The 6000-nt window shown below is 57.6% G+C and carries 6 protein-coding genes; 3 read left to right on the top strand and 3 right to left on the bottom strand.

The features are described from left to right. A partial coding sequence (locus FMN63_RS03300; protein ID WP_148582489.1) for an IS6 family transposase occupies positions 1-301 on the bottom strand: 301 nt, incomplete at its 3' end. On the opposite strand from FMN63_RS03300, the gene FMN63_RS03295 reads away from it, so the two are divergent. Next, positions 270-719, top strand: coding sequence for a hypothetical protein (locus FMN63_RS03295; RefSeq protein ID WP_162529971.1), 450 nt, complete (start codon positions 270-272; stop codon positions 717-719). The two genes, FMN63_RS03300 and FMN63_RS03295, sit on opposite strands and share 32 nt — an antisense overlap. Positions 720-927: 208 nt before the next feature. Here the strand turns inward: FMN63_RS03295 and FMN63_RS03290 are convergent, their stop codons facing one another. Continuing rightward, complete coding sequence (locus FMN63_RS03290) at positions 928-1500, bottom strand: TetR/AcrR family transcriptional regulator (protein ID WP_148582527.1); 573 nt, start codon at positions 1498-1500, stop codon at positions 928-930. An 89-nt stretch (positions 1501-1589) separates the two neighbouring features. Between FMN63_RS03290 and FMN63_RS03285 the strand changes: the two genes are divergently transcribed. Both FMN63_RS03285 and FMN63_RS03280 read left to right on the top strand, forming a co-directional pair. Beyond that, entirely contained in the window at positions 1590-3053 is a 1464-nt protein-coding gene (locus tag FMN63_RS03285; RefSeq protein WP_148582526.1) for an MFS transporter, read from the top strand. Between the two features lie 590 nt (positions 3054-3643). Then, positions 3644-4666, top strand: a complete 1023-nt coding sequence (locus FMN63_RS03280) for a helix-turn-helix domain-containing protein (protein ID WP_286192536.1) — start codon at positions 3644-3646, stop codon at positions 4664-4666. Positions 4667-4691: 25 nt separating this feature from the next. On the opposite strand, the gene FMN63_RS03275 is transcribed toward FMN63_RS03280, so the two are convergent. Then, on the bottom strand, positions 4692-5258 hold the full coding sequence (locus tag FMN63_RS03275) for a hypothetical protein (protein ID WP_209000917.1): 567 nt from the start codon (positions 5256-5258) through the stop codon (positions 4692-4694). Between the last annotated feature and the right edge of the window lie 742 nt (positions 5259-6000).

The raw sequence follows: 6000 nt of genomic DNA, 5'->3' as shown, positions 1-6000 counted from the left end.
CGTCAATTGCCCGCCAGAGCCAGTATTTTACTCCGCCAATGACGATCACGGCTTCATCCAGATGCCATTTGCTGTTGGGCTTTGGTCTGTCCCGGCGAATGCAGCACGCGAAATGCCGGCCAAACCGGTTCACCCATTTGCGGATCGTTTCACGGCTGACACCAATACCCCGCTCAGCAAGGAGGTCTTCAACATCTGCCGTACTCAACGCAAACCGATGATAGGCCCAAACCGCATAGGAGATAATCGATCTGGGAAAACGGAAGCCCTTGAGGCGCGGCAAATCTGAACTTGGAAACATAACAGCGATCTACCAAACCGAAACCAGATCAACAAATTGGCAATGCCCGCCGGAAGCCTGGCAGGCACTCGCCCTTTCGCCTTACCGCCTAGCCCAGCCCGAGTTGCTTGCACTTCGCATCCGACTGGCGCTGCAGGACATCTCGACCGGCAATATCGGCCCCGACCTGTTCGCGCTCTATAACCTCGACCAGGATCGTGAGAAACTGCGCGCCGACCTCTCCCAGGTGGAGACCTATGCGCGTCTTGTCGCCGCCCAAATTAGGGCGCAGTGGCCCGATCTTGCCTCGGCCGGCAATTCACGAGGCGCATTTCTCGTCGAGAAGATTGTCGGCGCGATTGACCTGACGGCCCCCGCCGAAGCCGCGCTCGTCGCAGCCCTGCGCGGGCAGCTACCTCACGCTGACTCACCGGTGTAGGTACCTTCGGTTTGAATAGCGTGGCCGACTGCTTCGGGCGCGATCGCGAAATTCATGTCTGCTTTCAGACAGAGACAAAACTGACTGCAACGACCGATTTGGGGCCGCGAAGCGACGCCAGCGAAGTCGTTCGAATACGGCATGCCTGCCGCGCCGCCGCATGGCGGCTTGGAGCCCTAAGTTCGCCCGAACGATCATGTCCAATCCTTCAGTTCTGGTCTGGCTCCATCCCTTCGGGCTCGGCCGCGGTCGCGGAGAGCATCTCTTCGAACAAAGCCTTCCACTGCGGCTCGGGAAGAGCAAGCAGACCGAATGCCTTCAACAGGAATGCACCTTCTGCGGCGAGGAAGGTCGTTGCCAACCGACGGTCTTCCCGCTTCGTTAGGTCAAGTCCGCCAAAGCGGGCAGCATACCAGTCGCGCATCTCTAACAGCCGATCGGGATGTTGAAGAAGCGCGGTCATGGCCACGGCCGCACGGGAATGGTCCGCCTCATCGGCATCCCGCATTGCCGCGAGATGCCCCAGGATCAACGCTTGTGGCGAAGGATCGGGCCCGGTTCGCCGGGCCACATCGGCGTCGAAAGCGTCTTCCCAGCGGGTGATCATTGACCAGATCAGATTGTCGCGTGTCCCGAAGGCGTATTGCACGCCACCCTTGGTGATCCCCGCGGCTTTTGCCACCGCGTCGAAGCTGAGCGCAGAGGCCCCTTCGGCGATCACCAGCGCCTCGGCGGCATCCAGAACCTTGTCACGGTCGATAGAGCGGGGACGTCCGGCCATTTTCTCTCTTTCAATACGATACGACTGTATTTATATATATGCGCAGCCATGTGACGCAACCCTAACCCGACTCCCCAAGGAAACTCCAGATGCTTCCCCACAACCGTTGGCTTGTGCTGGCCATAGTCTCGAGCGCCCTGTTCCTGATCGTCGTCGACATGACGGTGCTCTACACGGCGTTGCCCAGGCTGACCCAGGACCTTGCCGCGACGGCGTCCGAAAAGCTATGGATCGTGAACGCCTATCCGCTGGTTGTAGCGGGCCTCCTGCCGGGTATGGGCGGTTTGGGAGACCGAGTCGGCCACAAGCGCATGTTCCTCGCCGGGTTAGCCGTCTTTGGCCTCGCCTCGCTGGCGGCCGCCTTTTCACCGACGCCCGCGGCGTTGATCGCGGCACGGGTGTTGCTGGCCGTTGGGGCAGCGATGATGATGCCGGCGACCCTGTCGCTGATCCGCCTCACCTTCACCGACGAGAAAGAGCGCGCCTTCGCCATCGGCATCTGGTCCGCCGTCGCCTCCAGCGGTGCAGCCGGGGGGCCCGTCCTCGGAGGCCTCCTGCTGGAGTGGTTCTGGTGGGGGTCGGTCTTTCTCATCAACGTGCCGATCGTCCTCGCAGCCCTCGTTAGCGGTGCGCTGATGCTGGTCAATCGGCGGCCCGAAACGGCGCCTCCCTTCGATCTTGCAGGCTCAGCCCAGGTGATGGTCGGGCTGGTCGGTTTGGTCTACGCCATCAAGGAGGTCGCCAAGAGCGACCCGTCCATCGCAGCCGCTGGCGTCGCTCTCGCCGTCGGTATCATCGCCATGGCCGCCTTCGTGCACCGCCAGCGGTCGAGTATCCATCCACTGATCGACTTCGCGCTCTTCCGCAACGCGCGCTTTGCCTCTGGCGTGGTCGCTGCGCTGGTGGCGGCAGGAGCCCTGACCGGGGTCGAGCTGGTGTTCAGTCAGCGCCTGCAGCTGGTTCTCGGCCTCTCGCCGCTCGAGGCGGGCCTGCTGATCCTGCCGATCTCTGCCGCATCCTTCATCGCCGGCCCCGTGACGGGCCTCGCGATGCCGCGTTTTGGGGACGTGCGCGTGCTGACGTCGATGATGGCGCTGACTGGCCTTGCCTTGGGCGCATTCCTGCTGACGCATCAGGGACCGACCGCCCTCTGGCTTTCGGTTCTGGCGGTCATGGGCTTCGGGATCGGGGCCACCATGACGGCCGCGTCGAGCGTGATCATGATGTCCGCCCCCGAGGAACAGGCCGGCATGGCGGCCTCGGTGCAGGAGGTCTCGTTCGAACTCGGCGGCGCCGTAGGCATCGCCATCCTCGGCAGCGTCATGACCGCACTCTACACCCGCGCCATGACCGTTCCCGCAGGTCTTAGCACGACCGTGACCGACAGCATCGATCAGGCGCTGCTGATTGCCGAGAGCCTGAACGACAGCGCCGCCGCGCACCTCACGTCGCTGGCCCGGGGCGCTTTCGACGAAGCTTTCGTCGGTGTGATCGCGGTGGCGTCCGTCATGGTCTTGGGTGCGGCGTTCGGGATTTGGCGCAGGGGGACATGAGATCGGGCCAAGCCGTTCGCGGCGACGTGGATCATGTGTGCCGAGCCGTAGGGCAGCAAAGTCCGCGCTGCCGACCTTGCCGAATTACCTGGTTGAGCAGTTGTAGCGAATGTCTCCTTCGACTGGCCGCATCGCAGCGAAGTGGAACCGGTCGAACGGCAGCAGTGGGCCGTTTGTGTCGAACCAGGCCCCAGCGAAGGTCAGGATCGATACGCAGCACCGCTGTATGGCCGCTTGGATTTCAACTGTATCAGTCTTCTGCAACGCGGCGAATAACGGCTAACAGCTCTCAGTGCAATACTTCGTTGTCAATCGGCGACTGAACTGAAATGTATCTAACGGATGTGTACACACATATTTAGTTGTGGTGACGCTTCCGAGGGCAAGCTGCAGCGCGAGAAAGATCGGCTTTGTTCACAGTTGGACCAAACTAGCGCAGCGCAGATCAAGAGGCACAGCGGAATTATAGGCATTCGACAAAATGGTGAACTGTTCGTTCCGAACCCAGTACAATTGTTGGCCTGCTGCCGTTTGTTCGCGAGACGCCAATGACGACCGGCTTGGATCACCCATCAATATCGGGAAGCATGATGACCACTCTGCCTCTTGCATGGATTGTCAGTATTTTGACCTCGATCGCTGCATTTGCATTGTCTCAAGATACAAGAATACCTTTCATCGCACGATTTTTCTTTTGTATTTTCCTTCTTACGCTGGCCGCCGCTGGCTTATTACTGGGGCTTCGACTTTCATTTGACACGAGGTGGGCAGCGCAACTTCAGCCGTTGGTGGCGGTGATGATCGCGCCGTCAGCCTATCTTGGTTTCGACGCATTAACCCAAAATGGAGCATCCGAATGGCGAAAACCGTTGCTCGTGAACGGTGTTCCGGTTGTCCTGGCTCAGGTCATGATAATGTCGGACCTTCCAGTGTCCGCGGATGTGTTCGTCTTGGGTTTCACCAGTACCTACCTTTTTCGGGTGGCACGGCTATTGCCCTGCAACGCGGATGACTTCGTGCATGTTGCTCCACACGCGCTGCGTATTTTGCGCTCCGCGGTTTATGCTACGATCTTCTTGCTTGGCATGATGGTTGCCTCCGACCTTTTGGTCGTTGCCGCCAGCGTCTTGGCGGGAGATGCCATTGTTCTGAGATTCTTGACCGGATTATCAGGCGTGTTTACGGCATTTATCTTTGTTGTCGCCCTTGTCGGTGCTCCGATGTTGCTACGGTCGACAAGAAGCAGCTTTGCCAGCCCTGAGAGTGCCACTCACAGCGACCGTGCATTACTCGCCAAACTCGATGCGATCATGAATGATCAAAACATCTATACAGACAGCAACTTGACGCTTGCACGGGTGGCGCGGAGATTATCGGTTCCAGTCCGAGATGTCTCGGTCGCGATTAACCGAGTAACGGGCGAAAATTTCTCTCGTTACATCAATGGCTTTCGTATTCGTCATGCCCAAGATGCTTTGCGAGCAACAGAACTGCCGATCACAGAGGTGATGTTTGACGCCGGGTTTATCAGTAAATCAAGTTTCAATACTGAATTTCGCCGGATCACTGGGCAGACGCCATCGCAGTATCGTTCAGGCAGGGCAAACGATTAACAGCGTCCCCCCTGCCTGTCTGGCCCTACATTTCTGAACAGGTCAAGCGGCTTGTCGCCGCACCGAAAACATCCGCAACAATGGAGGTTCCCGGATTAAGTACGAAGCCATGGTTTTCACTCAATCCACCTTCAATGATGATATCCGCGTCGGGGTCATTTATCTGGCTACTGATGACATAGATGTCACTTACGACGTCTTCACCGCGCGCCAACGCTTTTGAAACGCGTTCAGATTGAAGTATCAGACGAATGGGTTGCGCCGTGTGGGTAGAGACACTGTCGCCTCCAAAATCTCCGGCGACGAACCGTAACTGCATACTTTGACAATCCTGGTTATCGTCACTTCTTAGGATGGCTGTGCCACGCCCGATAACGCCTCGCAGTTGTAGTAAGTTTGCAACGCGGGGAGTCTGAATCTGGACAATTCCGTAAGCACCAGCAGGGATTTGTTGCCCCGTTTCGGTTTGGACTGCGACGCTTGTTGGCCAGATTACCTGGCGGTCTGTCTCTTGGGCGATTGATGCAAGGGGGGTGAAAAGTATAGTTGCTTGCAAAACTAAGCGAATTGACGGTTTGCGGTGAGTTGACATCTGGAAAGTCCTTTTGTGCAGTGTTGTTGAAGTTGCTGAATGCAGCGGCAACCTCTTGCACTTAGGCAATCCCAGTATGTGAAAAGCCCAGATACGCGATCTAGAACGTTCGAAATCGCGATTTCGAACACATATTAATCGCGTCTTTTCTCCCATAGGCACCGGGGCCTGCCTGTTGTTTTGATTAGAACAAGCGGGTTCCGTAAATTCCCGGACAGCGATTCCGGTAAATTTCGGAAAGCTTCCCGGAGTGGATTTTATCGGTCGGATCTCGGCTGCGCCGTTTTGGCAATGTGGTTTCTTTTCAATGCATTGAGAGAGCCCGTGCCAAGACGGAAGCAAACGAGAAGAACGACAGTGAAAGACATTCGATCGATCCTGTGCCTGACCTCTGACCAGGGTCTTTCATGCGGGAGGTGTCCAAGTGGCTGAAGATCAGCAAGACAACGGTTTCCGCGGCACTGTAAAGTTAGTGCGTCGGGTCGCATAAGCTGCGACATGGTTGCATGACCAATGCCCGCCTCTATCACCGCCATCGTTTCCCACCCGACGCATAAACTTTACAGCGCCCGCGACGGAAGTTGGGGGGCTAAATAAACAGTGGGTAGGGGTCCTTTTGCATTCGTTTGCGGAAATCGTTGCCTGTGACCAGTGCCAGAAATTTTAGACGATAGTGTGTGAAGTCGTTGTTTCACCACGATCAAACGCTGCTGCATTAACGACTCTTCCTGTCGGCTCAGAC

Origin of the sequence: Stappia sp. BW2, from assembly GCF_008107695.1 — a bacterium.
Classification (GTDB): domain Bacteria; phylum Pseudomonadota; class Alphaproteobacteria; order Rhizobiales; family Stappiaceae; genus Roseibium.
Note: the sequence above shows the minus strand (reverse complement) of the source record. Positions and strands in the feature narration are given on the sequence as shown.

What these genes read in the sequence shown, in the direction of transcription:
- FMN63_RS03285 (WP_148582526.1), top strand. Translation starts at nt 1,590, where the DNA reads ATGCTTCCCCACAACCGTTGGCTTGTGCTGGCCATAGTCTCGAGCGCC.
- FMN63_RS03280 (WP_286192536.1), top strand. Translation starts at nt 3,644, where the DNA reads ATGACCACTCTGCCTCTTGCATGGATTGTCAGTATTTTGACCTCGATC.
- FMN63_RS03275 (WP_209000917.1), bottom strand. Translation starts at nt 5,258, where the DNA reads ATGTCAACTCACCGCAAACCGTCAATTCGCTTAGTTTTGCAAGCAACT.
- FMN63_RS03290 (WP_148582527.1), bottom strand. Translation starts at nt 1,500, where the DNA reads ATGGCCGGACGTCCCCGCTCTATCGACCGTGACAAGGTTCTGGATGCC.